The sequence below is a fragment of the Pseudomonas cavernicola genome (assembly GCF_003596405.1).
Taxonomy (GTDB): domain Bacteria; phylum Pseudomonadota; class Gammaproteobacteria; order Pseudomonadales; family Pseudomonadaceae; genus Aquipseudomonas; species Aquipseudomonas cavernicola.
On sequence record NZ_QYUR01000002.1, the window covers coordinates 1,692,647 to 1,718,843 of the forward strand.

General features: G+C 61.0%; 22 protein-coding genes, 1 tRNA gene and 2 pseudogenes. 22 read left to right on the forward strand and 3 right to left on the reverse strand.

Annotated elements, in window-relative coordinates:
* Positions 1-16: 16 nt before the first annotated feature.
* The gene (rsgA, locus tag D3879_RS08195; RefSeq protein ID WP_119953560.1) at positions 17-1,048 is read right to left on the reverse strand and encodes a small ribosomal subunit biogenesis GTPase RsgA; all 1,032 of its coding nucleotides are present in this window, start codon (positions 1,046-1,048) and stop codon (positions 17-19) included.
* Between the two features lie 195 nt (positions 1,049-1,243).
* Between rsgA and orn the strand changes: the two genes are divergently transcribed.
* Complete coding sequence (orn, locus tag D3879_RS08200; protein ID WP_119953561.1) at positions 1,244-1,786, forward strand: oligoribonuclease; 543 nt, start codon at positions 1,244-1,246, stop codon at positions 1,784-1,786.
* Between the two features lie 6 nt (positions 1,787-1,792).
* On the opposite strand, the gene queG is transcribed toward orn, so the two are convergent.
* Entirely contained in the window at positions 1,793-2,854 is a 1,062-nt protein-coding gene (queG, locus tag D3879_RS08205; protein WP_119953562.1) for a tRNA epoxyqueuosine(34) reductase QueG, read from the reverse strand.
* A gap of 225 nt (positions 2,855-3,079) precedes the next feature.
* Here queG and D3879_RS08210 point away from each other — a divergent pair, with 225 nt between their 5' ends.
* From D3879_RS08210 to D3879_RS27795, 14 genes and pseudogenes are all read left to right on the forward strand, one after another.
* Positions 3,080-4,579: an NAD(P)H-hydrate dehydratase gene (locus D3879_RS08210; protein ID WP_119953563.1), complete on the forward strand. Its 1,500-nt coding sequence runs from the start codon at positions 3,080-3,082 to the stop codon at positions 4,577-4,579.
* Positions 4,567-5,037, forward strand: coding sequence for a tRNA (adenosine(37)-N6)-threonylcarbamoyltransferase complex ATPase subunit type 1 TsaE (tsaE, locus tag D3879_RS08215; protein WP_119953564.1), 471 nt, complete (start codon positions 4,567-4,569; stop codon positions 5,035-5,037). The genes D3879_RS08210 and tsaE overlap by 13 nt, the downstream gene beginning before the upstream one ends.
* Positions 5,030-6,469 carry an N-acetylmuramoyl-L-alanine amidase gene (locus D3879_RS08220; protein WP_420800906.1) on the forward strand — a complete coding sequence of 480 codons (1,440 nt, stop codon included), beginning with the start codon at positions 5,030-5,032 and terminating at the stop codon, positions 6,467-6,469. The genes tsaE and D3879_RS08220 overlap by 8 nt, the downstream gene beginning before the upstream one ends.
* A gap of 17 nt (positions 6,470-6,486) precedes the next feature.
* The gene (mutL, locus tag D3879_RS08225) at positions 6,487-8,361 is read left to right on the forward strand and encodes a DNA mismatch repair endonuclease MutL (RefSeq protein WP_119953566.1); all 1,875 of its coding nucleotides are present in this window, start codon (positions 6,487-6,489) and stop codon (positions 8,359-8,361) included.
* A gap of 292 nt (positions 8,362-8,653) precedes the next feature.
* Positions 8,654-9,628 (forward strand): tRNA (adenosine(37)-N6)-dimethylallyltransferase MiaA, encoded by a 975-nt coding sequence (miaA, locus tag D3879_RS08230; RefSeq protein ID WP_119953567.1) that lies wholly within the window; start codon positions 8,654-8,656, stop codon positions 9,626-9,628.
* A gap of 95 nt (positions 9,629-9,723) precedes the next feature.
* The gene (gene hfq, locus D3879_RS08235; RefSeq protein WP_119953568.1) at positions 9,724-9,984 is read left to right on the forward strand and encodes an RNA chaperone Hfq; all 261 of its coding nucleotides are present in this window, start codon (positions 9,724-9,726) and stop codon (positions 9,982-9,984) included.
* A 12-nt stretch (positions 9,985-9,996) separates the two neighbouring features.
* Positions 9,997-11,298, forward strand: a complete 1,302-nt coding sequence (gene hflX / locus D3879_RS08240; RefSeq protein WP_119953569.1) for a ribosome rescue GTPase HflX — start codon at positions 9,997-9,999, stop codon at positions 11,296-11,298.
* Positions 11,299-11,394: 96 nt separating this feature from the next.
* Complete coding sequence (gene hflK, locus D3879_RS08245) at positions 11,395-12,549, forward strand: FtsH protease activity modulator HflK (protein ID WP_119953570.1); 1,155 nt, start codon at positions 11,395-11,397, stop codon at positions 12,547-12,549.
* Positions 12,549-13,418 (forward strand): protease modulator HflC, encoded by an 870-nt coding sequence (gene hflC, locus D3879_RS08250; protein WP_119953571.1) that lies wholly within the window; start codon positions 12,549-12,551, stop codon positions 13,416-13,418. Before hflK ends, hflC begins: the two co-directional genes overlap by 1 nt.
* Before the next feature lie 106 nt (positions 13,419-13,524).
* Complete coding sequence (locus tag D3879_RS08255; RefSeq protein ID WP_119953572.1) at positions 13,525-13,710, forward strand: DUF2065 domain-containing protein; 186 nt, start codon at positions 13,525-13,527, stop codon at positions 13,708-13,710.
* A 35-nt stretch (positions 13,711-13,745) separates the two neighbouring features.
* Entirely contained in the window at positions 13,746-14,933 is a 1,188-nt protein-coding gene (locus D3879_RS08260) for an ATP phosphoribosyltransferase regulatory subunit (RefSeq protein ID WP_119953573.1), read from the forward strand.
* Positions 14,934-14,986: 53 nt separating this feature from the next.
* The gene (locus D3879_RS08265) at positions 14,987-16,279 is read left to right on the forward strand and encodes an adenylosuccinate synthase (protein ID WP_119953574.1); all 1,293 of its coding nucleotides are present in this window, start codon (positions 14,987-14,989) and stop codon (positions 16,277-16,279) included.
* 964 nt (positions 16,280-17,243) lie between these two features.
* Positions 17,244-17,456, forward strand: a pseudogene (locus D3879_RS27790) (methyl-accepting chemotaxis protein); the annotation flags it as partial.
* A gap of 411 nt (positions 17,457-17,867) precedes the next feature.
* Positions 17,868-18,362, forward strand: a pseudogene (locus D3879_RS27795) (methyl-accepting chemotaxis protein); the annotation flags it as partial.
* A gap of 203 nt (positions 18,363-18,565) precedes the next feature.
* Here D3879_RS27795 and D3879_RS08275 read toward each other — a convergent pair.
* Positions 18,566-18,652, reverse strand: a tRNA-Leu gene (locus tag D3879_RS08275).
* Between the two features lie 209 nt (positions 18,653-18,861).
* Here D3879_RS08275 and rnr point away from each other — a divergent pair.
* From rnr to dnaB, 7 genes are all read left to right on the forward strand, one after another.
* The gene (gene rnr / locus D3879_RS08280) at positions 18,862-21,447 is read left to right on the forward strand and encodes a ribonuclease R (protein ID WP_119953576.1); all 2,586 of its coding nucleotides are present in this window, start codon (positions 18,862-18,864) and stop codon (positions 21,445-21,447) included.
* The gene (gene rlmB, locus D3879_RS08285; RefSeq protein WP_119953577.1) at positions 21,444-22,196 is read left to right on the forward strand and encodes a 23S rRNA (guanosine(2251)-2'-O)-methyltransferase RlmB; all 753 of its coding nucleotides are present in this window, start codon (positions 21,444-21,446) and stop codon (positions 22,194-22,196) included. Before rnr ends, rlmB begins: the two co-directional genes overlap by 4 nt.
* A gap of 227 nt (positions 22,197-22,423) precedes the next feature.
* A complete protein-coding gene (gene rpsF, locus D3879_RS08290) occupies positions 22,424-22,852 on the forward strand; it encodes a 30S ribosomal protein S6 (RefSeq protein ID WP_119953578.1) in 429 nt (142 codons plus the stop codon).
* A gap of 28 nt (positions 22,853-22,880) precedes the next feature.
* A complete protein-coding gene (rpsR, locus tag D3879_RS08295) occupies positions 22,881-23,111 on the forward strand; it encodes a 30S ribosomal protein S18 (RefSeq protein ID WP_002551829.1) in 231 nt (76 codons plus the stop codon).
* Positions 23,112-23,147: 36 nt separating this feature from the next.
* Positions 23,148-24,041, forward strand: coding sequence for a YybS family protein (locus D3879_RS08300; protein ID WP_119953579.1), 894 nt, complete (start codon positions 23,148-23,150; stop codon positions 24,039-24,041).
* Positions 24,042-24,062: 21 nt separating this feature from the next.
* Positions 24,063-24,509, forward strand: a complete 447-nt coding sequence (gene rplI / locus D3879_RS08305) for a 50S ribosomal protein L9 (RefSeq protein ID WP_119953580.1) — start codon at positions 24,063-24,065, stop codon at positions 24,507-24,509.
* A 252-nt stretch (positions 24,510-24,761) separates the two neighbouring features.
* On the forward strand, positions 24,762-26,159 hold the full coding sequence (gene dnaB, locus D3879_RS08310; protein WP_119953581.1) for a replicative DNA helicase: 1,398 nt from the start codon (positions 24,762-24,764) through the stop codon (positions 26,157-26,159).
* Positions 26,160-26,197: the final 38 nt, after the last annotated feature.

The following is a 26,197-nucleotide window of genomic DNA, read 5'->3' on the forward strand; positions in this document are numbered from 1 at the left end:
TCGCGGCCTTTTAGTTTCAGTATTCCGTCTCTGGCAGGCTAGCGAGGATATGTCGGTAGCTGGCCATCCGCTGCGGCTGGATGCGGCCCTCTTGCAGGGCTTGCAACAGCGCGCAGCCGGGCTCGCGATCATGCTTGCAGTCGCGGAAGCGACAATGGCCGAGCAGGTCGTGGAACTCGATAAAGCCGGCTTCGACATCATCTCGGCTAACGTGCACCAGGCCGAACTCGCGAATGCCGGGTGAGTCGATCAGCTCGCCGCCACCAGGGAAGTGGAACAGGCGGGCGGTGGTGGTGGTATGCGTGCCTTTGCCGGTGAGCTCCGACAGCGGGCCGACACGGGTGTCGACCTCCGGCAGCAGGCTGTTGACCAGCGATGACTTGCCGACTCCAGACTGGCCGACAAACACGCTGACATGCCCGTCCAGCAAAGCCTGTAACTGCTCCATACCGCCGCCGTGGTGGGCGGAAACCTCCAGCAATGGGTAGCCCAGTTGGCGATAGACGCCGAGTAACGCATTCAGCGCCACGGCGTTTTTCTCGTCGATCAGGTCGGCCTTGTTCAGCAGCAACAGTGGACGAATGCCCGCATGTTCGGCGGCGACCAGATAGCGGTCGATCAGATTGGCGTGTGGTTCGGGCAACGGAGCGAAGACGATGACGATCAGGTCGACGTTGGCCGCCACCGGCTTCAATTGGCCGCGGCTGTCCGGGCGGCACAGTTCGGTGTTGCGCGGCAGTTGCGCGACGATCACCCCGATGCCTTGATTGCCGGCGCGCCAGACCACCCGGTCGCCGGTGACCAGGGTGGGCAGGTTGGCGCGCAGGTGGCAGCGGAAGACTTGGCCGGCCAGCTCGCCGTCCTGAGCCTCGACCTCGACCTGCACTCCGAAGTGGGCGATCACCAGGCCGATCTGTTCGGGGCCGAGGTCGCCGCCCTCCAGAGCGTCCAGAGTTTGCGACTCGCGCTTGGCGGCGCGCGCGGCGCGCTCACCCTGAATCTTCTCGATGCGCCAGTTTTGGCGGCGGTTGAGCTGGCGTTTGGCCATGGGGTTTCCGATAAATAAAAACAGCGAAATAGATAAAGCAGCGGATAAGTCAGTCGGCAGCGAGTTTAGCATGCTGTCTGTTGGCTTAAGCTCGTAGGAGTACGGCGATAGCCTTAGTTCACCACGGCGGACAACTCGCTCCGCGAGATGCCACGCCCTACGCTAAACTGCGCAGCTAAGCCGAGGAGTTCGATTATGCAAAACCCACAGAACTTGATCTGGATCGACCTGGAAATGACCGGTCTGAATCCGGACACCGATGTCATCATCGAAATAGCCACCATCGTCACCGACAGCAACCTCAATGTACTGGCAGAAGGGCCGGTTATTGCCGTGCATCAGAATGATGAGGTTCTTGCCGGCATGGACGAGTGGAACACCAAGCAGCACGGTGGCTCTGGCCTGACCCAGCGTGTGCGCGAGAGCAAGATCAGCGCGGCGGAGGCGGAAGCGCAGACTATCGCCTTCCTCGAACAATGGGTGCCGGCGAATAGCTCGCCGATTTGCGGCAACAGCATCTGTCAGGATCGGCGCTTCCTGTATCGCCACATGGGCAAGCTGGAAGCCTACTTCCACTATCGCAACCTGGATGTTTCCACCCTGAAAGAGTTGGTCACTCGTTGGGCGCCGCAGGTGCATAACGGCTTCAAGAAGAGTGGCGCGCACCTGGCCATGGACGATATTCGTGACTCCATCGCCGAGCTCAAGCACTACCGCGAACATTTCATCAAATTCTGATCGGCCCTACCGGCCGTGCCGGCTCAGGGCCCACTCGACATGCTCGCGCACCAGCTCTGAGGGGTGCGCGCGGCGCGCCTCTAAGGCTTCCAGAACCGGAATGGTCGAAGGCGCATTGCCTAGTCCGACGGCCAGGTTGCGTAGCCAGCGCTCATAGCCGGCGCGACGCAACGGTGATCCTTCGGTGCGGGCGAGGAACTCGTCCTCGCTCCAGAGGAACAGCTCGGCCAGTTCGGCGCTATCCAGATTATGCCGTGGTTGGAAGTCGCCCTGGCTGGTCGGGCGGGCGAAGCGGTTCCAGGGGCAGACGATCTGGCAGTCGTCGCAACCGAACACCCGATTGCCGATCAACGGGCGCAGCTCCGCTGGGATCGGGCCCTTTAGCTCGATGGTCAGATAGGAGATGCAGCGCCGCGCATCCAGCACATAAGGGCTGACGAAGGCCTGGGTCGGGCAGATGTCCAGACAGGCGGTGCAGCGCCCGCAATGTTCGCTGCCGTGTGCCGGATCAACCGGGAGCGGCAGGTCGACAAACAGCTCGCCGAGAAAGAAATAGCTGCCGGCTTTGCGGTTGAGCACCAGGGTGTTCTTGCCGATCCAGCCGAGCCCGGCCTGTTCGGCGATGGCTTTTTCCAGCACCGGGGCGCTGTCGACGAAGGCCCGATAGCCGAACGGGCCAATCGCCTGCTGAATGCGCTCGGCCAGTTGTTGCAGGCGTTTGCGGATCAGCTTGTGGTAGTCGCGGCCCAGCGCATAACGCGACACGTAGGCCTTCTCCGGTTGGCCCAGGCGCTGCGCCATCAGCGTGTCGCCGGGCAGGTAATCCATCCGCAGCGAAATCACCCGCAAGGTGCCGGGCACCAGCTCCGCCGGGTGCGAGCGTTTACTGCCGTGGGCGGCCATGTAGTCCATCTCGCCCTGGTAGCCGGCTGCCAGCCAGCGTTCGAGATGCGCCTCGTGCTCGGCCAGATCCAGCCCGGCAATGCCGACCTGTTGAAAGCCCAGCTCGCGGCCCCAGTCTTTGATCGACTGGGCGAGCGCGGCGAGATCGAGCGGGGAGGTGGACATTCGAGTACCTCGATACACAAGTTTCGGACAAATCCTGGCGGCGTCTTTTATCGCCATGCAGCGTTGCCATTCCTCGCCATAGCCGGGCTATGACTCGTCGTGGCGCCTTGCCTGACGACAAAATCCACTCGCCATCCCTTCGCCAAACTCATGTGTCGAGGTACCAGACAGGAAACTGGGGCGGAGGTAGGTATAATTCTGCCAGACATCTGAGCTAACCGACGCATGCCGCATTCTCACGACGCTTTTCCGACTGCTTTATATAGCGCCGCGCAGGTGCGCGACCTCGATGCGCGCCTGATCGCCGCCGGTACGCCCGGCTTCGAGCTGATGCAGCGTGCTGCCCATGCGGCCTGGCGTGCGTTGCGCCGGCGTTGGCCGACGGCCGAGGTGGTGACGGTATTGGCTGGGCGCGGCAATAACGCCGGCGATGCTTATCTGCTGGCGGCCTTGGCCGTACGTGCCGGCTGGCGCGTGCAGCTGTTGGCGGTTGGCGATCCGGCGCAGTTGGCCGGCGATGCGGCGTTGGCGCGGGATGCGGCGCGCCAGGCCGGTGTGACGATTCAACCGTGGAGCGAGTGCGCCGAGCTGGCCGGCGTGTTGGTCGATGGGTTGCTCGGCACCGGCCTGAGTGGTGCTGTGCGCGAGCCATATGCCCAGGCGATCCGCCTGCTGAATGCCAGCGGTTTGCCGGTGCTGGCGCTGGATCTGCCCTCGGGGCTCTGCGCCGACACCGGCCGAGAGCTGGGAGTGGCGGTGCGCGCGGAACTGACGGTGTGCTTTGTCGGGTTGAAGATCGGTCTGTTTACCGGCGATGCCCCAGGGTTGGTCGGTGAGCTGGTGTTCGATGATTTGCAGGCGGATCCGCAAATCGTTGCGCAGGCGCCAGCGCAGGCGCAGCGCTTGGCTCCAGGCAATTTGCCGCGGCTAGCGGCCCGTCAACGTACTGCGCATAAGGGCCAGTTTGGCCATCTGCTGGTGGTCGGTGGCGATCGCGGGCTGGGTGGTGCGGCCTTGCTGGCGGCAGAAAGCGCGTTGCGCAGCGGGGCGGGGCTGGTGTCCCTGGCGACACGGGCAGAGCATGTGCCCGCCGCGCTGGCACGGCGGCCGGAGCTGATGAGTGTGGACGTGGCTTCGGCCAATCAATTGCGGGGCCTGGCCGAGCGCGCACAGGTGCTGGTGGTGGGCCCGGGCTTGGGTCAGGCGGCCTGGGGGCGCAGCCTGATATCGGTGGCGGCGAGCTGTGCGCGGCCACAGGTATGGGATGCGGATGGGCTCAACTTGTTGGCAGCGGGTGCGCTGATGATGCCCACGGATAGCGTCATCACCCCGCATCCGGGGGAGGCGGCGCGCTTGTTGGGCATTTCGACTGCCGAGGTGCAGGCCGATCGCCCAGTCGCGGCGCTGGCGCTGGCGAAAAAGTACGCGGCCGTCACTGTACTTAAAGGCGCCGGCAGCCTGGTCGCCGCGCCCGACGGGCGGCTGGGCCTGTGCGATCGCGGTCATCCGGCCATGGCCGGCGCCGGCCTGGGGGATGTCTTGGCTGGGCTGATTGGCGCCTTGATAGCCCAAGGTTTGCCGGCGTTTGAGGCCGCGAGCCTGGCGGTCTGGCTGCATGCTACGGCCGGTGAGTGTCTTGGGGCGCAGGGCCGCGGACTGGCCGCCAGTGATCTGATCGCGGTTATTCGTCAGTTATTAGAGGAACAGTCGCCTTGTCTGAACTAACCCTGTACGCGGCGGACGAAGCCGCGATGCTGGTTCTGGGCGCGCGAATCGCTCAGGCGACCGGCGGTCGTGGGATTATTTATCTGCACGGCGATCTGGGGGCCGGTAAAACCACCCTGTCGCGCGGGATTATTCGCGGTTTGGGGCATGTCGGTGCGGTCAAAAGTCCGACCTTCACCCTGGTCGAGCCTTACGAACTCGGCGATCTGCAGGCCTTTCACTTCGACCTGTACCGGTTGGCCGATCCCGAGGAGTTGGAGTTTCTCGGCATCCGCGATTACTTCGAGGGCGATGCGCTTTGTCTGATCGAATGGCCGCAGCGTGGGGCTGGCGTTTTGCCAAAGGCTGACCTGACCATTACCATTACCCCGCAAGAGGACGGCCGTTTGCTGCGTTTGCTGCCACAAACCGTGCGCGGCGAGGCCTGGTGTGCCGCCTTGACCATAGGACATGAATAATAACGTGGAGTTGGGTATGCGCATGCGCGCGCTGATTACCGGGGTGGGTGTGCTGCTTGTGGCGTTGGCCGCCGACGTTTTTGCCGCCGCGGATATCCGCGGTGTGCGGCTGTGGCGGGCGCCGGATAACACTCGGCTGGTATTTGACTTGTCCGGCCCGGTGCAGCACAGCGTTTTTATCCTGACCGCACCGAACCGCATCGTCATCGATGTCAACGGGGCGCAGCTGGCGACCAAGCTGGAGCAGCTATCTATCGCCAATACCCCGATTACCAGCGTGCGCTCTGCACAGCGTACGCCGACCGACCTGCGCATCGTGATCGACCTCTCGGCGCCAGTGACACCGAAAAGCTTCAGTCTGGCGCCCAATCAGCAGTACGGCGACCGGCTGGTGGTCGATCTGTTCGATCAAGGCGCCGACAGCTCGCCCAATCTGCCTTCGACGACGACCGCCAGCGCTCCTGAGGTTCCGGTCTCGCCGACCCAGGCGGCACCTAAGCTGACGCCATTGCCGAGCGGCAAGCGTGAGATCGTCATCGCCATCGACGCCGGGCACGGCGGCGAAGACCCCGGCGCCCTCGGCCCGAAAGGCGCGCGTGAGAAAGATGTGGTGCTGGCCATCGCCAAAGAACTGCAGCGGCAGATCAATGCCGACAAAGGTTTTCGCGCCGAGCTGGTGCGCACCGGCGACTACTTCATCCCGCTGCGTAAGCGCACCGAGATTGCGCGCAAAAAAGGTGCTGACCTGTTCGTTTCCATCCATGCCGACGCCGCGCCGCGTGCCTCGGCGTTCGGTGCCTCGGTGTTTGCCTTGTCCGATCGTGGTGCGACGTCAGAAACCGCACGCTGGTTGGCCGACAGTGAAAACCGCTCCGACCTGATTGGTGGCGCCGGTAACGTCAGCCTGGATGACAAAGACCGCATGCTTGCAGGCGTGTTGCTCGATCTGTCGATGACCGCCTCGTTGTCCTCCAGCTTGAACGTTGGGCAGAAGGTGTTGAGCAACTTGGGCCGCGTCACCCCCCTGCACAAGCGTCGAGTGGAGCAGGCCGGGTTTATGGTGCTGAAGTCGCCGGATATCCCCTCGATCCTGGTGGAAACCGGTTTTATCTCCAACCCTAACGAGGCTCTGAAGCTGGCGGCGGGCGGTCATCAGCAGTCCTTGGCGCGTTCGATCCATAGCGGTATCCGCCAGTTCTTCCAGCAAAATCCACCACCTGGGACTTATATCGCCTGGTTGCGAGATGAGGGCAAGATTGCCCCGGGGCCGCGCGAGCATGTGGTCAGCTCGGGCGAAAGTCTGGCGCTGATCGCGCAACGTTACCAAGTCAGTCTGCCGGCGCTGCGTAGCGCGAATGGGCTGAAGTCCGACGCCATCAAAATCGGCCAGAATCTGCATATTCCGGCGACCGCGCTGGCGGCGCAGCCATGAGTAGCCATGAGCCCTCGATGAAAGAGCAAGCGCGTATCCAGCTGCTGAGTCCGCGGCTGGCGAACCAGATTGCCGCCGGTGAAGTGGTCGAGCGGCCCGCCTCGGTGATCAAAGAGCTGCTGGAGAACAGTCTGGATTCCGGCGCCAAACGCATCGAAGTGGATGTTGAACTGGGTGGCAGCAAGCTACTGCGGGTGCGCGATGATGGCGGCGGAATTGCCGCTGACGATCTGCCGCTGGCGTTGGCGCGCCATGCCACCAGCAAAATCCGTGAGTTGGAAGACCTCGAGCGTGTGATGAGCATGGGCTTTCGCGGCGAGGCGTTGGCCTCGATCAGCTCAGTAGCGCGGCTGACCCTGACCTCACGTACCGCCGAGGCGGATCAGGCCTGGCAGGTGGAAACCGAGGGGCGTGACATGGCGCCACGGGTACAGCCGGCGGCGCATCCGGTTGGTACCTCGGTGGAGGTGCGCGATTTGTTCTTCAACACCCCGGCGCGGCGCAAGTTCCTCCGCGCCGAGAAAACCGAATTCGATCACTTGCAGGAAGTCATCAAGCGCTTGGCCCTGGCGCGCTTCGATGTGGCTTTTCATCTGCGGCATAACGGTAAAAACGTACTGGCGCTGCACGAAGCGCCGGATGAGGCCAGTCGTGCGCGTCGTGTGGCGGCCGTGTGTGGGCCGGCTTTCCTAGAGCAGGCGCTGCCGATCGAGATCGAGCGTAACGGCTTGCGGTTGTGGGGCTGGGTTGGCTTGCCGACCTTCTCGCGCAGCCAGGCGGATCTGCAGTATTTCTATGTAAATGGCCGCATGGTGCGTGACAAGTTGGTCGCCCACGCGGTGCGTCAGGCTTATCGCGATGTGCTGTTCAATGGCCGTCATCCGACTTTTGTGCTGTTTCTTGAGATCGATCCTGCGGTCGTCGACGTCAACGTGCATCCGACCAAGCATGAAGTGCGCTTTCGCGACGGGCGCATGGTGCATGACTTCCTCTATGGCACCTTGCATCGCGCCCTCGGTGAGGTGCGCCCGGAAGATCAGTTGGCGGCGCCGGCCGCTGTGGCGGGCATGTTGCGTCCAACCGGTCAGGCGGCAGGTGAGTTCGGTCCGCAGAACGAGATGAGCCTGTCGGCCAATGTGCTGGAACGGCCGGCATCCGAGTCGACCTGGCGCGCACCAATTGGCGGTTATTCGGTGCCACGGCCTGGCCAGAGCCTGCCGGTTGCTGAGGCGCAGGGCGCTTACCGGGAGTTTTTCTCGCCGCTACCGGGTGCGCCTTCGGCAGTGTTGCCGGATAGCCAGGGCGATGTGCCGCCGCTCGGCTATGCCCTGGCCCAACTTAAGGGCGTGTATATCCTCGCCGAAAATGCCCAGGGCCTGGTGCTGGTAGATATGCACGCGGCCCATGAGCGCATCACTTACGAGCGCTTGAAGATCGCCATGGCCAGCGAAGGCTTGAGTGGCCAGCCCTTGCTGGTGCCCGAGTCGATTGCGGTCAGTCAGCGTGAGGCGGATTGTGCCGAAGAGCACGGCGCCTGGTTCCAGCGTTTGGGCTTCGAGTTGCAGCGTCTCGGCCCGGAAACCTTGGCGATTCGCCAGGTCCCCGCATTGCTCAAACAGGCGGAGGCCAATCGCTTGGTCCACGATGTGGTGGCAGATCTGATGGAATATGGCACCAGTGACCGCATTCAGGCGCATCTCAATGAGCTGCTTGGCACTATGGCCTGTCATGGCGCAGTGCGTGCCAACCGGCGGTTGACCTTGCCGGAGATGAACGCTCTGCTGCGCGATATGGAGCACACCGAGCGCAGTGGTCAGTGCAACCATGGTCGGCCGACCTGGACGCAACTTGGCATGGATGATCTCGATAAGTTGTTCCTGCGGGGTCGCTAGAATAGCCCCCGAAGCTATTGTGCTTGGCCATGCCGCGTTAAAACCGGCTCGGACGACCGCTTGCGTGGGAGCGTCCGCGAGACGGCCCGAAGGGCGAGTGAAACGAGTAATACGCCGTTACTGGCTGTAAACTCGGCTCGGGCTTCCTGCTTCGCTCTAACTCCTGCATCCATGCAGTCGTCGGCTCGGGTTCCCTGCTTCGCCCTAACTCCTACATCCATGTGATCGTCCGCTTCTTCGCCGATTTTTGCCTTGCCTGGCCGGCGCTCACGACGCTTAGAGAGCAACTTTGATGGCTGAACGCCTGCCTCCGGCGATCTTTCTGATGGGCCCGACCGCGGCCGGCAAGACCGACCTGGCCATTGAGCTGACCCGGGTATTGCCCTGCGAGCTGATCAGTGTCGACTCGGCATTGATCTATCGGGGGATGGATATCGGTACGGCCAAGCCGTCGAAAGTGCTGCTGGCGGAGTTTCCTCATCGTCTGATTGATATTCGTGACCCGGCTGAGCGCTATTCGGCCGCCGAGTTTCGCGCCGATGCCCTGGCGGCCATGGCGGATATTACGGCCAGAGGGCGGATCCCGTTGCTGGTCGGCGGCACCATGCTTTATTACAAGGCATTGCAGGAAGGCTTGGCGGATATGCCGGGTGCCGATCCGCAGGTGCGTGCCGAGTTGGAGGCACGCGCTGCAGTCGAAGGCTGGGAGGCTTTGCATCGCGAGCTGGCGGCGGTAGACCCGGAATCGGCGGCGCGTATCCATCCGAATGATCCGCAGCGACTGACCCGTGCGCTGGAAGTCTTTCGTGTCAGCGGATTGACGATGACTGCACATCGTCAGCTTCAGGCTGGGCAAAACTCCGGTTTAGGCGCATCAGGCCGCGAGCAATTGCCTTATACTGTGGCGCACTTGGCGATCGCTCCAGCGCAGCGTCAGGTGCTGCATGCGCGGATCGCCGAAAGATTTCAGCTGATGTTGGAACAAGGCTTTATCGAAGAGGTCGAAGCGCTGCGCAAGCGCGGCGACCTGCACACCGGATTGCCGTCGATTCGCGCGGTGGGCTATCGCCAGGTATGGGATTATCTGGATGGCAACCTAGACCGAGCGGAGATGGCCGAGCGCGGCATCATCGCCACGCGGCAGTTGGCCAAGCGGCAGTTCACCTGGCTGCGTAGCTGGTCTGATTTGCACTGGTTGGACAGTCTGGCTTGCGACAATCTGCCACGCGCCTTGAAATACTTGGCATCGGTCTCCATATTGAGCTGAGACCTTGCTTGTAGCCGTCTATCCTTGGGGGTAAGACGGCATAAGTCGTTTACTTTTCATTACTAAAACTATTGATCCACAAAGGAGTGCGGCACATGTCAAAAGGGCATTCGCTACAAGACCCTTACCTCAATACCCTGCGTAAGGAACGCGTACCGGTTTCAATCTATCTGGTTAACGGCATCAAGCTACAAGGCCAGATCGAGTCCTTCGACCAGTTTGTAATTTTGCTGAAGAACACTGTCAGCCAGATGGTCTACAAACACGCTATTTCCACAGTGGTTCCGAGCCGTCCGGTTCGTCTGCCTAGCGCGACTGAAGGCGAGCAAGCCGAAGTCGAGCCAGGTAACGCCTGATAGGAGTCTGCCTTGTTCTTCGAGCGCCATGAAGGGGGTGAGCGGGCGATCCTGGTCCATCTGGACGGCCAAGATCCCGAGGCGCGCGAAGATCCGCAGGAGTTTCAGGAGCTAGCGCTTTCAGCGGGTGCGGACACGGTAGCGTTTATTAGCGTGCCGCGTAATCGGCCGACCGCTAAGTATCTGATCGGCAGTGGCAAGGTCGATGAGTTACGCGACCTGGTCAAGGCTGAGCAGGCTGACCTGGTGATTTTCAATTACACCCTAACGCCCAGTCAGGAGCGCAACCTCGAGCGCGTGTTCGAGTGTCGCGTGCTTGATCGCACCGGGCTGATTCTCGATATTTTCGCTCAGCGCGCACGGACCCATGAGGGCAAGCTGCAAGTTGAGTTAGCCCAGTTGGATCACTTGAGCACCCGGCTGGTGCGCGGTTGGACTCACTTGGAGCGGCAGAAAGGCGGTATTGGTCTGCGCGGTCCAGGTGAAACTCAGCTGGAAACCGACCGTCGTTTGCTGCGTGTACGCATCCGTCAGATCAAGCAAAAACTCGAGAGAGTTCGCAGTCAGCGTGAGCAGGCGCGGCGCGGGCGTAAGCGTGCTGATATTCCTTCGGTTTCTCTGGTGGGCTACACCAACGCCGGCAAGTCCACGCTGTTTAATGCGCTGACCGCGTCCGAGGTTTACGTCGCCGACCAGCTCTTCGCGACTCTTGATCCCACTCTGCGTCGTCTGGAGCTAGATGATCTGGGGCCGGTGGTGTTGGCCGATACCGTGGGTTTTATCCGTCATCTGCCGCACAAGCTAGTCGAGGCCTTCCGCGCTACTCTGGAAGAGTCGAGCAACTCGGATCTGCTGTTGCATGTGATCGACGCTCATGAGCCGGAGCGCATGCAGCAGATCGAGCAGGTCATGGCGGTGCTCACCGAGATTGGCGCCGAAGCTCTTCCGACTCTCGAGGTGTACAACAAGCTGGATCTGCTCGAAGGCGTAGAGCCGCAGATTCAGCGTGACGCCGAGGGTAAACCGCAGCGAGTCTGGTTGTCGGCCCGTGATGGGCAGGGGCTGGATCTGTTGCGTCAGGCGATTGCTGAGTTGCTGGGTGAGGATTTGTTTGTCGGCACTCTATGCTTGCCACAGCGTCTTGGCCGGCTGCGGGCGCAGTTTTTTGCTTTGGGTGTCGTGCAAAGCGAAGGGCATGACGAGGAGGGTGATAGCCTGCTGGCGATTCGCGTGCCGCGGGTTGAGCTACATCGGTTGATCAGTCGTGAAGGCTGGCAGCCGTCAGAATTTCTCGAGCAACACACTTTGCAATAAAGCCTGTGACTGTGGCTTTGCTGCTGGTGATCGGCATCTGTAGCATTGGTGGGCGTGCCGTGGGTGCGTCTTTGCTTTATCAGTATGGAGAGCGCTATGGCTTGGAATGAGCCGGGTGGCAACTCGAACAATCAGGATCCCTGGGGTGGGCGCAAAGGCGGCGACCGCAAGGGACCGCCGGATCTCGACGAAGCCTTCCGCAAGTTGCAGGAAAGCCTGAACGGGCTGTTCGGCAGCGGTAAGAGACGTGGCGCTGGGGATGGCTCGGGCAGTGGTGGTGGCTTCGGCTTGCTCGCCATTGGCCTGGGGCTGCTGGCTGCTGTTTGGCTGTATAGCGCCGTTTATGTCGTGGATGAGCAGGAGCAGGCCGTTGTGCTGCGCTTCGGCAAGTACTACGAAACTGTCGGCCCGGGCCTGAATTTCTATTTCCCGCCGATTGATCGCAAGTATCAAGAGAACGTCACCCGCGAGCGCGCTTACAGCAAGCAGGGGCAGATGCTCACCGAAGATGAAAACATCATCGAAGTTCCGCTGACTGTGCAGTACAAGATCAGCAACTTGCAGGACTTCGTGCTTAACGTCGATCAGCCGGAAGTCAGTTTGCAGCAAGCTACGGACAGTTCCGTGCGCCACGTTGTGGGTTCCACGGCGATGGATCAGGTGCTGACCGAGGGGCGTGAGCTGATGGCCAGCGAGGTTAAAGAGCGCCTGCAGCGTTTCATGGATACCTATAAAACCGGTATCACTGTGACCCAGGTGAACTTGCAGAGCGCCGCGGCTCCGCGTGAAGTGCAGGAAGCCTTCGATGACGTGATTCGTGCTCGTGAAGATGAGCAGCGTGAGAAGAACCTGGCGGAAACCTACGCCAATGGCGTGGTGCCCGAAGCGCGTGGCCAGGCTCAGCGCTTGATCGAGGACGCTAGCGGTTATCGCGATGAGGTGGTTTCCCGGGCTACCGGTGAGGCCGACCGCTTCAGCAAGTTGGTTGCTGAGTACCGCAAGGCGCCGGACGTCACGCGTGAGCGTCTCTACCTGGACACCATGCAAGAGCTGATGAGTAACAGCAGCAAAGTGTTAGTGACTGGCGAGAAGGGGCAAAACAATCTGCTCTATCTACCGCTGGATAAGATGATCGACAGCCGTGGCACTGCCGCTCCGAGTGTTCCTGCGAGCGCCGCGAGTGGCGATCTGGGATCTCGCGTGAGTGCTGAGCTGCAGCAGCGTGATCTGCGTTCTAGGGAGACTCGCTGATGAGCAATAAATCGCTGATCGCCCTGATTGTCGGCGTGGTAGTCGCGCTGGTCGCTTGGAATTGCTTCTATATCGTCGCTCAGACCGAGCGTGCGGTGCTGTTGCAGTTTGGTCGTATCGTCGAGGCGGACGTGCAGCCGGGCCTGCATGTGAAGGTTCCGTACGTCAACCAGGTGCGCAAGTTCGATGCCCGGCTGATGACGCTCGATTCCTCCACTTCGCGCTTCCTGACCCTGGAGAAGAAGGCGTTGATGGTCGATGCCTTCGCCAAATGGCGAGTGCTGGACGCCGAGCGTTTCTATACCGCAACTTCTGGTCTCAAGCAGATTGCCGATGAGCGACTGTCGCGTCGCCTTGAAGCCTCGCTGCGTGACCAGTTTGGTAAGCGCACCCTGCACGAGTCGGTGTCGGGTGAGCGTGATGCGTTGATGGCTGACGTGACCGCGACCCTTAACAAAGCGGCGCAGCGCGAGCTGGGTATCGAAGTGGTGGATGTGCGGGTCAAGGCCATCGACCTGCCGAAAGAAGTTAACCGCAGCGTCTTCGATCGCATGGGCTCTGAGCGTGAGCGTGAAGCGCGTGAGCACCGCGCCAAAGGTAAGGAGCTGGCTGAGGGGATTCGTGCTGATGCTGATCGGCAGAAGCGCGTGATCCTGGCTGAAGCCTACCGTGAGGCGGAAGAGACGCGCGGTGATGGTGACGCTAAAGCGGCAGCCATCTACGCCAGGGCTTACGGTCTGGATCAGGAGTTCTACTCGTTTTATCGCAGCCTGCGCGCCTACCGCGAAAGCTTTGCGGATAAGCGCGATGTGCTGGTGCTGGATCCGAGCAGCGACTTCTTCCGCTACCTGGAAAAGTCCAAGCAGTAATCAGTGCTCCGGCGGGCGCCAGTCGTCCGCCGGGGTGACCGATCAAGGAAACGTGTTATCATAGGCCAGCCGGGAAAATCCCGGCTTTTTTGCGTCTGTGGGAATCATGTGGCAGGAACTCGGCATAGCGTTTTGTCTGTTGCTGGTGCTGGAAGGCATCTTGCCCTTCCTTTATCCACGAGGTTGGCGCGAGACGTTCACGCAGTTGTTGCAGCTGCCTGATCGCCACCTGCGCCTAATCGGGCTAGCCAGCATGCTGCTGGGAACGGCCCTCCTTTATCTGCTTCACTAAAGGCTTGCCGCCCGGATCAAGAGGGGAATGGCGAAATGGCAACGGTAGACCGCTGGCTGCTGCCAGATGGCATCGAAGAAGTACTGCCGCCGGAAGCGGCGCGCATTGAAGCGGCGCGCCGCCAGGTGCTGGATCTATTCCAGCGCTGGGGCTATGAGTTCGTCGTTACGCCACATATTGAATATCTCGAATCGCTGCTCACTGGAGCTGGCCAGGATCTGGATCTGCGCACCTTTAAGGTGATCGATCCGCAGACCGGTCGGCAGATGGGCTTTCGTGCCGATATCACGCCGCAGGTCGCGCGGATCGATGCGCACACCTTGCGGCGCGAGGGGCCAAGTCGCCTCTGCTATGCGGGGAGCGTTCTGCATGCTCAGCCGCGGGCGCTGACAACCTCGCGCAGCCCGATCCAGCTGGGCGCCGAGCTGTATGGCGATGCCAGTCCGGCCAGTGATGTCGAGGTGATCAGCTTGCTGCTGGAAATGCTCGAGCAGGCTGCCGTGCCGGATGTGCACATCGACCTGGGGCATGTCGGTATCTACCGCGGCTTGGCGCGTGCGGCAGGTCTCTCTGGCGAGATCGAACAGCAGCTGTTTGATGCGCTGCAGCGCAAGGCCGTTGATGAAGTGGCTGCGCTGACTGAGGCGTTACCGTCGGAACTGCAAAAGATGTTGCGTGCGCTGGCTGAGCTTTGCGGTGATCGCGATGTGCTGGATCTGGCTCAGGCTTGTCTGGTCGAGGCGCCGGATGAGGTGCATGCCGCGCTGGACGACCTGATCGCCATTGCCGATACGCTGAGCCGCCGTTATCCGGAAGTGCCGCTGTATTTTGATCTCGGTGAGCTGCGTGGCTATCACTACCACACCGGCGTGGTGTTCGCAGCGTTCGTGCCGGGGGTCGGTCAATCGATTGCTCAAGGTGGTCGCTATGATGATATCGGTGCGGACTTTGGTCGGGCGCGCCCGGCGACAGGCTTTTCCACTGATCTGAAAACGCTGGTGACCCTGGGGCAAATGGAGCTGGATGAGCCTGCTGCGGGTATTTGGGCGCCGGACAATCATGATCTTTATCTATGGAAAGCTGTGCAGCGGCTGCGTGGCGAGAACTCCCGTGTAGTTCAAGCGCTGCCTGGCCAGGATGTGGCTGCAGCGCGCGAGGCTGGCTGTGATCGCCAGTTGGTGCTGAATGATGGGCGCTGGCAGGTCGTGCCGCTGGCTTCTTAAGTTTTTCCGCCGGCCGCGGCCGGCATCAAGCTTCCGCGAAGAGGACAAGTGTTATGGGTAAGAATGTCGTAGTCCTGGGCACCCAGTGGGGTGATGAGGGCAAAGGCAAGATCGTCGATCTGCTGACCGAGCATGCTGCTGCCGTAGTGCGTTATCAGGGCGGTCACAACGCAGGTCATACCCTGGTGATCGACGGCGAGAAGACCGTGCTGCACCTGATTCCGTCAGGTGTTTTGCGCGAAGGCGTGCAGTGTCTGATTGGCAACGGCGTGGTTGTCGCGCCGGATGCGCTGATGCGCGAGATCATCAAGCTGGAAGAAAAAGGTGTGCCGGTGCGTGAGCGCCTGCGTATCAGTCCTTCTTGCCCGCTGATTCTGTCCTATCACGTGGCGCTGGATCAGGCGCGCGAGAAGGCTCGTGGCGAAGCCAAGATCGGTACCACTGGTCGTGGTATCGGCCCGGCTTACGAGGACAAAGTGGCTCGGCGCGGTCTGCGCATCGGTGATCTGTTCCATCGTGAGCGTTTCGCTGCCAAGCTCGGTGAGTTGCTCGATTATCACAACTTTGTGCTGGTCAACTATTACAAAGAGCCGGCGATCGACTTCCAGAAAACCCTGGATGAGTGCATGGAGTATGCCGAGCTGCTGAAGCCTATGATGGCTGACGTGACGGCTGTTCTTCACGATCTGCGTCGCGACGACAAGGACATCATGTTCGAGGGGGCCCAGGGCTCGCTGCTGGATATTGACCACGGTACTTATCCCTACGTCACCAGCTCCAACACCACTGCCGGTGGCATCGCCACCGGCTCCGGCTTTGGTCCGATGTACCTGGATTACATTCTCGGCATCACCAAGGCCTACACCACTCGTGTTGGTTCTGGTCCGTTCCCGACGGAGTTGTTCGACGACGTGGGCGCTTTCCTGGCCAAGCGTGGTCATGAGTTTGGTGCGACCACGGGCCGTGCTCGTCGTTGCGGCTGGTTCGATGCGGTCATCCTGCGTCGCGCGATCGAAATCAACAGCATTTCCGGCCTGTGCCTGACCAAGCTCGATGTGCTCGATGGTCTGGAGACTATCCGCATCTGTGTCGGCTACAAGAACGAACGCGGTGCGGTGATCGATGCGCCAACTGATGCGGACAGCTACATCGGCCTGCAGCCGGTGTACGAGGAAGTGCCGGGCTGGAGCGAGTCGACGTTGGGGGCGAAGAGCTTGGATGAACTGCCGGCGAATGCGCGGGCCTATATCAAGCGTGTGGAGGAGTTGGTCGGCGCGCCGATCGACATCATCTCCACTGGCCCGGATCGCAACGAGACTATCGTGCTGCGTCATCCGTTCGCTTAAGTCGCTGTAATCTGTCAAAGGGTCGCCATGTGCGGCCCTTTGTCGTTTTAGGATGCCTGTCGCACGGGCTGGCGGCATGGCCTTTGCTGTGAGCTATGCATCCCTGAGGTTGCCGTCATATTTGTGGCGGATGTTGGAGGTTCTAGCCGTGTCCGCCATTCTTTCCCTGTTGCGTAGCCGCTTGCTGCGCCCTGTATTCATTGCGCTCGGTATTGCGCTTCTGGTGCAAGTCCTGGTTGCTGTCGCGCTAACGCGGGGCACGGTCGGTGCGCTTGAGGTGGACTTGAGGAGTCGTCTGGGCGCCGATACGCAGCGTCTGTCCGCTGAGCTGGAGCTGGCTGGGCGTGAGGTTTCTTCCGGGCTCGATAAGCTATCGTCGCGAACCCGTGAGCGGCTCACGGCAGGCCTTTCTTCGCGTCTCGAAGAAGAGCAGGCGCAGCTGCGCGGCACTCTGGAGCAGAACCTCAAGGATTCCGCGAATGACATGGCGCAGCTGCTCGCGGCCGTGGCGCCGAGGGCAATGTGGGATGGCGATGTGCCAACGCTTTCAGAGTTCGCGCGCCGCGCGCAGCGCAATCCCAATGTGCTGTTTGTGGTTTATGACGATGCTCAGGGGCAGCACCTGACGCGCTATCTCAACCGGGAAAATGCTTCGATCAAGGTTTTGCTGGAGAAGGGGCGGGGCGCGCGGGCGTTGGACAAGGTGCTCGATGCTGCGCGTAGCGATCCTTCGGTGTACTTCATTGAGGCGTCGGTCAGCCCGAATGGAGTGGAGATCGGCAAGGTCTTGATGGGGGTTTCCACTGCGTCAGTTGATCGGGAGTTGGCGGCACTGGATAAGCGCTTCGCTGCACTGATTGCCAGTGGCGATCAATTGGTTGCCGACAGCCTGGCGGGTGCGGCGACAGACAGTTCTGCCGCGCTGACTGCGCGCTTGCAGGCTGCTCAGGCCGAGGCCGCCGGAATGTCTGAAGGCGCTCGGAGTGCTGTGCAGGAGGCGGCCGGCACGCTGCGTTGGCGTATCGGTGTTGGGCTGGCGCTGGTCGGGTTGGCGGTTTTACTGGCGTTGGCGTTGGTGCTGGGGCGACGCGTCGTCAGTAAGTTGCATTTGCTGATTGCCGCCCTGAATGACTTGGCCGCAGGTGAGGGTGATTTGACGCGGCGTATCGAGGTAAACAGTCGGGACGAGATCGGCGACATGGCGGCAGCGGTTAACCGGTTTGTCGCGAAGCTGCAGCCTATCGTGCGTGAGGCGGGCGAAGTGGCCGTGAGCACGGGGGTGGAAATCAAAGGCCTGGCGTCGCGCAGTGTGGCGGCGGAGGTGGCGGCTGAGCGCCAGCGTGATGAGGTCGCTGGCAGCCTGCAGGCGTTAGCGGTGATGGCAGGCGATGCGCAGGCTGAGAGCCGGGCCATGCAGGCGGCTTTGCAGCGCGTCGTATCGATTCGCCAGGCGGCTAGCGAAAATGCGGTGATTGCCGCCAAGGTCGGCACCTTGATCGAGGAGCTGGTGGCGCGAGTGGGGGCGGGCTCGGCTGTGATCGAGCGTCTCGCGCGCCAAAGCGAGCAGATCGAAGTGGTGTTGACGGTGATCCATGGCATCGCCGAACAGACCAATCTGTTGGCCTTGAATGCCGCAATCGAGGCGGCCCGGGCGGGTGAGAGTGGGCGTGGTTTTGCGGTGGTGGCTGACGAGGTGCGTGCGCTGGCAAGCAAGACCCAGCAATCCACTGGTGATATCCAGGCCCATATCGATGCCTTGCAGCAGGGCGCACGCGAGGCTGTATCGGTTATCGGTCGCGCCGGTCAGCAGGCTAACGAAGGTTTGCAGGCGCTGCGCGATAGCGCGCGACTGCAGCAGTCGGTGCAGTCGGCAGTCGATGACGTGCATGCTGCTATCAATGCTGCGACCCAGGCGGCGGCCCAGCAGGCCGATGGTGCGGATGCGGTGCGTGGGCGGGTCGAGGTCATTCATGTCGAGGCGCAACGAGCTGCAGCTGCTGGAGCGGCGACAGCCGCCAGTGGGCGAGTGCTGGATGGCCTGGCTGTGCGACTCAAGGCAAGCCTCGGGCAGTTCCGCGTTTAAGTGGTGCCAGGGCTCGTCAGGCGCTAAGCGCAGGAGCACGATAAGCCGGGCAGATGCTCGGCTTTTTATTGGGTGGTATTCCAGCTGGAGGCGTTTCGACGGATGTGGTCGGATGGGGTTGCGTGCCGATTCGCAGGCACAAAAAAACCGGCGCTAGGCCGGTTTCTCTGTTGCCAAGGATTGGTAGATCCTTGGTCTGTAATTGGTGCCCAGGAGAAGACTCGAACTTCCACGATGTTGCCATCGCTAGGACCTGAACCTAGTGCGTCTACCAATTCCGCCACCTGGGCGTTGATTTCGCTGATTGCTCATCTACTTTCAACTACAACGACGTTTGCCGTCGTTGTGGGCGCGAAATATACGGACCAGCTTTAAGGTTGTAAACCCCTGATGTGAAAAAAAACTTTATTCATGCCATCGGGCAGACCAAGATAGCGTTTTCGCGCTTCAATAGGCGTATGGCAAAAATACTTTATATAGATAAGGCGAACTCTCTCTAATGGCCGATTGGCAATCCCTCGATCCCGAGGCCGCCCGTGAAGCGGAAAAATACGAAAACCCCATCCCCAGTCGCGAGCTGATCCTGCAGCACCTCGCCGATCGCGGCTCGCCGGCGAACCGCGAGCAACTGGTGGAAGAATTCGGCCTCTCCACTGAAGAGCAGCTGGAAGCCCTGCGTCGTCGACTGCGTGCGATGGAGCGCGATGGTCAATTGATTTACACCCGCCGTGGCACCTATGCGCCGGTGGACAAGCTCGATCTGATCCTTGGTCGCATCAGTGGCCATCGTGATGGCTTCGGCTTCCTGATCCCTGACGATGGCAGCGATGACCTGTTCCTGAGCCCGGCGCAGATGCGCCTGGTATTTGATGGTGACCGTGCTTTGGCGCGAGTTTCCGGCCTCGATCGGCGTGGTCGCCGCGAGGGGGCGATTGTGGAAGTGATTTCGCGAGCCCATGAAAGCATCGTCGGGCGCTACTACGAAGAAAGCGGCATCGGCTTCGTGGTTGCCGACAATCCGAAGATCCAGCAGGAAGTGCTAGTGACGCCGGGGCGTAACGCGAATGCCAAGCAGGGTCAGTTCGTCGAGGTGAAAATCACCCACTGGCCGACTCCGCGCTTCCAGCCCCAGGGTGATGTGGTCGAAGTGGTTGGTAACTACATGGCGCCGGGGATGGAGATTGACGTAGCTCTGCGTAGCTACGACATCCCCCATGTATGGCCGGAGGCTGTGCTCAAAGAAGCCGCCAAGCTCAAGCCGGAGGTCGAAGAGAAAGACAAAGAGAAGCGTGTCGACCTGCGTCATCTGCCGTTTGTCACCATCGACGGTGAGGATGCGCGCGACTTCGATGACGCGGTGTTCTGCGAGAAGAGCGGCGGCAACTGGCGCCTGTTCTCCGGTGGCTGGCGCTTATATGTAGCCATCGCTGACGTTTCCCACTACGTCAAAATCGGCTCGGCTCTGGATGAAGAGGCCCAGGTACGCGGTAACTCGGTGTATTTCCCCGAGCGCGTGGTGCCAATGTTGCCGGAGCAGCTGTCAAATGGCCTGTGCTCGCTGAATCCGCAGGTCGATCGTCTGGCCATGGTCTGCGAGATGACTATCTCGAAAACCGGCAAGATGACCGACTATCAGTTCTACGAAGCGGTGATCCACTCCCATGCGCGTCTGACCTACAACAAGGTCAGCGCGATCCTCGAGCAGCCGAAAAGCGCTGAAGCCAAGCAGCTGCGTGGCGAGTACGCGGATGTCGTGCCACACCTCAAGCAGCTCTATTCGCTCTATCAGGTGTTGTTGGCGGCACGTCACGAGCGTGGTGCCATCGATTTCGAAACCCAGGAAACCCGCATCATCTTCGGCTCGGGCCGCAAGATCGCGGAAATCCGCCCGACCACGCGCAACGATGCACACAAGCTGATCGAGGAGTGCATGCTGGCCGCCAACGTGGCCACTGCAGAGTTCCTCAAGAAGCACGAAATCCCTGCACTCTATCGCGTGCATGATGGCCCGCCGCCAGAGCGCTTGGAGAAGCTGAAAGCCTTTCTGACCGAGCTCGGCTTGTCCTTGCACCGTGGCAAGGCCAAAGAAGGCCCGTCCCCCAAGGACTATCAAGCCTTGCTCGAGAGCATCCGCGAGCGTGCGGACTATCACCTGATTCAGACGGTGATGCTGCGTTCGCTGAGCCAGGCGGTTTACAGCGCCGACAACCAGGGTCACTTCGGTCTGAATTACGAGGCGTATACCCACTTCACTTCGCCGATCCGCCGTTATCCGGACTTGCTGACCCACCGTGCGATTCGCGGGGTGATTCGCTCCAAGTCCGACACGCCGCACGTTAAGCGCGCGGGTGCCATGACGATTCCAAAGGCGCGGATCTACCCCTATGACGAGCCGACGCTGGAGCAGTTGGGCGAGCAGTGCTCGTTGTCTGAGCGGCGCGCGGATGAAGCCACTCGCGATGTGGTGAATTGGCTCAAATGCGAGTTCATGAAAGATCGCGTCGGCGAAACCTTCCCGGGCGTGATCACCGCGGTGACCGGTTTTGGTCTGTTCGTCGAGTTGCAAGACATCTACGTCGAGGGGTTGGTGCATGTCACGGCGTTGCCGGGCGACTACTACCACTTCGACCCGGTCCATCATCGCCTGGCTGGCGAGCGTACCGGCCGCAGCTTCCGCCTGGGTGACAGCGTTGACGTGCGAGTGATGCGCGTTGATTTGGACGAGCGCAAGATCGACTTCGAGCTGACGCAAAGCGTGATCGATGCGCCGATCGGCCGTAAGGGTCGTGGTGCTGCACCTGCCGCAAAAGGCGGGCGCGAGCGGGCGGAGAAGAGTGCGGCGGCCAAGGGCGATGCTCTCCTGGCGAATACCGATGTGAGAAAAAGCCGGGAGGTGAAGCAGGCGCTGCTGGCCGAAGCCAAGGGCGGCGGTCGCTCGGGCAAGGCTAAGGCAAGTGCTTCCGCGCCAGCCAAGAGCGCAGCCAAGCCGGGCAAGCCGAGCAGTCATCGTAAAGGGCCGGCCAAGTCCGGTTCTGCACCTGCCGGGAAGAGCGGCGGGGCGCGTAAGCCTAAGGCCAAGTCATGAGTCAGTTGGAAAAAATCTACGGCGTACATGCCGTAGAGGCGCTATTGCGTCATCACCCCAAGCGGGTCAAGCAGATCTGGCTGGCGGAGGGTCGCAATGATCCGCGCGTACAGGTGCTGATCGAGCTGGCGGCGCAATCGCGTGTGTCGGTGGGTCAGGCCGAGCGCCGTGAGCTGGATGCCTGGGTCGAAGGCGTGCATCAGGGCGTAGTGGCGGAGGTCAGCCCCAGCCAGGTGTGGGGTGAGGCGATGCTCGAGGAGTTGTTGGATCGCGCCGAAGGCCCGCCGCTGCTGCTGGTGCTGGACGGCGTGACCGATCCGCACAACCTCGGTGCCTGCTTGCGTACGGCCGATGCGGCGGGCGCGCTGGCGGTGATCGTGCCGAAAGACAAGTCGGCCACCCTCAATCCCACGGTGCGCAAGGTGGCTTGCGGTGCGGCAGAGGTGATCCCGCTGGTGGCCGTGACCAATCTGGCACGCAGCCTGGAAAAGCTCCAGCAGCGCGGTCTGTGGGTGGTTGGCACGGCGGGCGAGGCTGAACAGGAGCTTTATCAGCAGGATATGACCGGCCCGACCGTGTTGATCATGGGCGCTGAAGGTAAAGGTATGCGCCGCCTGACTCGCGATCATTGCGATTACCTGGTGCGCCTGCCAATGGCCGGTAGCGTCAGCAGCCTTAACGTGTCTGTCGCCACGGGCGTCTGCCTGTTCGAAGCCATGCGTCAGCGTCGCGCCCAAGCACCGAAATAAGCCTGCGTGAGGCTAGGCCTGGGCTGCTCCAGCGTCTTGGTCTGGCCTGGGTCTGCTGTTCAAATAATCACCAATTGCCTTGCGCGGCCCAGGGCCCTTCTCTAGAATGGCGCCCCTTGCCGTGACGGCAGGCGCTTATGTGCCTTTCAGTTCAGCAAGACAAACAGTGTCATTCACTCCTTGTCTGACCGCTTTTGGCGGCAGGCTACAACCCGTAAGGAGCATTTATGCGTCATTACGAAATCATCTTTCTGGTTCACCCGGACCAGAGCGAGCAAGTCGGCGGCATGGTTGAGCGTTACACCAAGCTGATCGAAGAAGACGGCGGCAAAATTCACCGCCTGGAAGATTGGGGCCGTCGTCAGCTGGCCTACGCAATCAACAATGTTCACAAGGCTCACTACGTGATGCTGAACGTTGAGTGCACCGGCAAAGCCCTGGCTGAGCTGGAAGACAACTTCCGTTACAACGATGCCGTGATCCGTAACCTGGTCATCCGTCGCGACGAAGCCGTAACTGGCCAGTCCGAGATGCTCAAGGCTGAGGAAAATCGTAGCGAGCGCCGCGAGCGTCGTGATCGTCCTGAAAGCACTGACTCCGTCGATGGCGATGACAGTGACAGCAGCGACAGCGACAGCGATAACGCTGACGAGTAATCCACGGATCTATTGAGGAGCCACTCTCATGGCACGTTTCTTCCGTCGTCGTAAGTTCTGCCGTTTCACCGCTGAAGACGTGAAGGAGATCGATTACAAAGATCTCAACACTCTGAAAGCCTATGTGTCCGAAACCGGCAAAATCGTTCCTAGCCGTATCACCGGTACCAAGGCTCGTTATCAGCGTCAGCTGGCCACCGCTATCAAGCGCGCCCGCTTCCTGGCCCTGCTGGCCTACACCGACAGCCACGGCCGCTGAGACCGGAAGGTCGACAAGAAGTAAGGGATAGATCGCATGCGCGCCTTAGCTGAGTTCATCATGCGCGGTCGCATGCAGGCCACTCTCGTAGTGGTGGGTTGCGCAGCGTTGCCGCTGCTGTTCTGGTTAAGTGCTGCCGCAGGTTGCCTGGTGCTGCTGCGGCGCGGTCTGAGCGATGCTGCTGGCATCCTGGTTTGGGCCCTGCTACCGGCTTTGGTCTGGTGGTATTTCGGCGAGCCGCGCACCTTATTGGTGCTGCTCGGGTCGCTGGGGTTGGCGTTGTTGTTGCGCGCCGGCCAGTCCTGGACTCGTGTGCTGCTCTGCAGCGTGGTTTTAGGCCTGGTGTATGGCTTGGTTTTGGGTGCGGTGTTCCGCGAATTCATCGAGGCATTGGTGGGAGAGTTGCAGAAACTCTTGCCGCAGGCACTCGGTGAACTCCACCGACAGTTGTCGGTGGATGAGCGAGCGCATCTGGACGCCTTGCTGGCGCCTGTACTGACCGGATTGTTGGCAGCGGTGCTGCAGATTGTCAGTCTGCTATGCCTGATGCTTGGGCGTTATTGGCAGGCGGCGTTGTATAACCCTGGTGGTTTTGGCCGCGAGTTTCGCGCGCTGCGACTGCCGTCAGCGTTGGCGATGTTGCTGCTGGTGGGCATGCTGCTGGGGCCCAATCTGGGTTCGCAGCTGGCGATGCTGACACCGTTGTGCAGCGTACCGTTGGCGTTCGCCGGGCTGGCCTTGCTGCATGGGCTGGTGGCTGAAGGGCGACTAGGCAGGTTCTGGCTGGTCGGGTTGTACGTAACCCTGCTGCTGTTTATGCAGTTGATCTATCCGTTACTCGTGGTATTGGCCATTGTCGACAGTCTGATTGATTTTCGCGGACGCCTGGCGCGCAAGAACGGCGCCGGCCCTGCGAACGGTGAAGGTTAAAAGTTAAGAGGTAAGACCCAAATGGAAGTCATCCTGCTGGAAAAAATCGCCAACCTGGGCAACCTGGGCGATAAAGTGAATGTTAAGGCCGGTTACGGTCGTAACTTCCTGCTGCCGTTCGGCAAAGCCACCGCTGCTACCGCTGCGAACGTTGCTGCGTTCGAAGTGCGTCGCGCCGAGCTGGAAAAGCTGGCTGCAGAGAAGAAAGCTTCTGCCGAGGCTCGCGCCGCCCAACTGGCTGAGCTGGAGGTGACCATCACCGCCACCGCCGGTGACGAAGGCAAGCTGTTTGGTTCGATCGGTACTCACGACATCGCCGATGCCCTGACCGCCTCTGGCGTGGAAGTGGCGAAGAGCGAAGTTCGTCTGCCGAACGGCACTATCCGTCACGTTGGCGAGTTCGACGTCGCTGTGCACCTGCACTCCGACGTTGAAGCAACCGTCCGCGTTGTCGTGGTGGCTGCCTAAGAGCCTGCTCACGATCCAAACGAGCGAAGGTCAGGCAAGGCAAAAACTGGCGAAGAAGCGCAGTTTACGAGTTGTAAATGAGCATCTGAGCCTGTTTTTAACGCAGCATCACCGAGCGTAGCGGATCGTGAATAGGTTCTAAGCAACGCCAATCGCCTAGCACCTCGAGTGCCGGGCGGTTAACATCGGGCACGGCCCCGCGCGAGCGGAGTCGTGCCTTTTGTCTTTCTGTACCCCTGATTCTGTGTGGCCATGAACGATATCTCCATCCCTGAGCAGTACGATCTGCAAACCTCCGCCCTCAAGGTGCCGCCGCACTCCATCGAGGCCGAACAGGCCGTGCTCGGTGGCTTGATGCTCGACAACAACGCCTGGGAGCGGGTGTTGGACCAGGTTTCCGATGGTGACTTCTATCGGCATGACCACCGTTTGATTTTTCGCGCCATCGCCAAACTGGCCGACCACAATCAGCCGTTCGACGTCGTTACCTTGTCCGAGCAGCTGGACAAGGAAGGGCAGACTTCCCAGACCGGCGGCCTCGCCTATCTCGGTGAGTTGGCGAAGAACACCCCGTCGGTGGCCAACATCAAGGCTTATGCGCAGATCGTCCGTGAGCGGGCCACCCTGCGCCAGTTGATCGGCATCAGCAACGAGATCGCCGACAGCGCCTTCAATCCGCAAGGTCGGGCCGCGGCTGAGATTCTCGACGAGGCCGAGCGGCAGATCTTCCAGATCGCCGAAGCGCGGCCGAAGACCGGCGGCCCGGTCGGCGTCAACGCTTTGCTGACCAAGGCCATCGACCGCATCGACACTCTGTTCAATACCGGCGACGGCATCACCGGCCTGTCCACCGGTTACACCGATCTCGATGACAAAACCAGCGGCCTGCAGCAGGCTGACTTGATCATCGTCGCCGGTCGTCCGTCGATGGGTAAAACCACCTTTGCCATGAACCTGGTGGAAAATGCCGTACTGCGTAGCGACAAGGTGGTGCTGGTGTACTCCCTGGAGATGCCAGGCGAATCGCTGATGATGCGTATGCTGTCCTCCTTGGGGCGCATCGATCAGACCAAGGTGCGTTCCGGTCAGCTGGACGACGACGATTGGCCGCGCCTGACCTCGGCAGTCAACCTGCTCAATGACCGCAAGCTGTTTATCGATGACACCGCCGGCATCAGTCCCTCGGAAATGCGCGCGCGTACCCGCCGGCTTGTCCGCGAACATGGTGATATCGGTCTGATCATGATCGACTACCTGCAGCTGATGCAGATCCCAGGCTCCAGCGGGGACAACCGGACCAACGAGATTTCCGAGATCTCACGCTCCTTGAAAGCCCTGGCCAAAGAGTTCAACTGCCCGGTAGTGGCCCTGTCGCAGCTCAACCGCTCGCTGGAGCAGCGGCCGAACAAGCGCCCGGTGAACTCCGACTTGCGTGAATCCGGTGCGATCGAGCAGGACGCCGACGTGATCATGTTCGTCTATCGCGACGAGGTGTATCACCCGGAGACCGAACACAAGGGCATTGCCGAAATCATCATCGGCAAACAGCGGAACGGCCCGATCGGCTTCATCCGTCTGGCGTTTCTCGGCAAGTACACCCGCTTCGAGAACCTTGCCCCAGGCAGCTACAATTTCGACGACGACGAGTAATCACCGGCCCGAACCTACTGCGCGTCACCCAGGCTGTG

Excerpts from the sequence above, each read along its gene's own strand:
- rsgA (WP_119953560.1), bottom strand. The coding sequence starts at position 1,048 with ATGGCCAAACGCCAGCTCAACCGCCGCCAAAACTGGCGCATCGAGAAG.
- orn (WP_119953561.1), top strand. The coding sequence starts at position 1,244 with ATGCAAAACCCACAGAACTTGATCTGGATCGACCTGGAAATGACCGGT.
- queG (WP_119953562.1), bottom strand. The coding sequence starts at position 2,854 with ATGTCCACCTCCCCGCTCGATCTCGCCGCGCTCGCCCAGTCGATCAAA.
- D3879_RS08210 (WP_119953563.1), top strand. The coding sequence starts at position 3,080 with ATGCCGCATTCTCACGACGCTTTTCCGACTGCTTTATATAGCGCCGCG.
- D3879_RS08220 (WP_420800906.1), top strand. The coding sequence starts at position 5,030 with ATGAATAATAACGTGGAGTTGGGTATGCGCATGCGCGCGCTGATTACC.
- mutL (WP_119953566.1), top strand. The coding sequence starts at position 6,487 with ATGAAAGAGCAAGCGCGTATCCAGCTGCTGAGTCCGCGGCTGGCGAAC.
- miaA (WP_119953567.1), top strand. The coding sequence starts at position 8,654 with ATGGCTGAACGCCTGCCTCCGGCGATCTTTCTGATGGGCCCGACCGCG.
- hfq (WP_119953568.1), top strand. The coding sequence starts at position 9,724 with ATGTCAAAAGGGCATTCGCTACAAGACCCTTACCTCAATACCCTGCGT.
- hflK (WP_119953570.1), top strand. The coding sequence starts at position 11,395 with ATGGCTTGGAATGAGCCGGGTGGCAACTCGAACAATCAGGATCCCTGG.
- hflC (WP_119953571.1), top strand. The coding sequence starts at position 12,549 with ATGAGCAATAAATCGCTGATCGCCCTGATTGTCGGCGTGGTAGTCGCG.
- D3879_RS08255 (WP_119953572.1), top strand. The coding sequence starts at position 13,525 with ATGTGGCAGGAACTCGGCATAGCGTTTTGTCTGTTGCTGGTGCTGGAA.
- D3879_RS08260 (WP_119953573.1), top strand. The coding sequence starts at position 13,746 with ATGGCAACGGTAGACCGCTGGCTGCTGCCAGATGGCATCGAAGAAGTA.
- D3879_RS08265 (WP_119953574.1), top strand. The coding sequence starts at position 14,987 with ATGGGTAAGAATGTCGTAGTCCTGGGCACCCAGTGGGGTGATGAGGGC.
- rnr (WP_119953576.1), top strand. The coding sequence starts at position 18,862 with ATGGCCGATTGGCAATCCCTCGATCCCGAGGCCGCCCGTGAAGCGGAA.
- rlmB (WP_119953577.1), top strand. The coding sequence starts at position 21,444 with ATGAGTCAGTTGGAAAAAATCTACGGCGTACATGCCGTAGAGGCGCTA.
- rpsF (WP_119953578.1), top strand. The coding sequence starts at position 22,424 with ATGCGTCATTACGAAATCATCTTTCTGGTTCACCCGGACCAGAGCGAG.
- rpsR (WP_002551829.1), top strand. The coding sequence starts at position 22,881 with ATGGCACGTTTCTTCCGTCGTCGTAAGTTCTGCCGTTTCACCGCTGAA.
- D3879_RS08300 (WP_119953579.1), top strand. The coding sequence starts at position 23,148 with ATGCGCGCCTTAGCTGAGTTCATCATGCGCGGTCGCATGCAGGCCACT.
- rplI (WP_119953580.1), top strand. The coding sequence starts at position 24,063 with ATGGAAGTCATCCTGCTGGAAAAAATCGCCAACCTGGGCAACCTGGGC.
- dnaB (WP_119953581.1), top strand. The coding sequence starts at position 24,762 with ATGAACGATATCTCCATCCCTGAGCAGTACGATCTGCAAACCTCCGCC.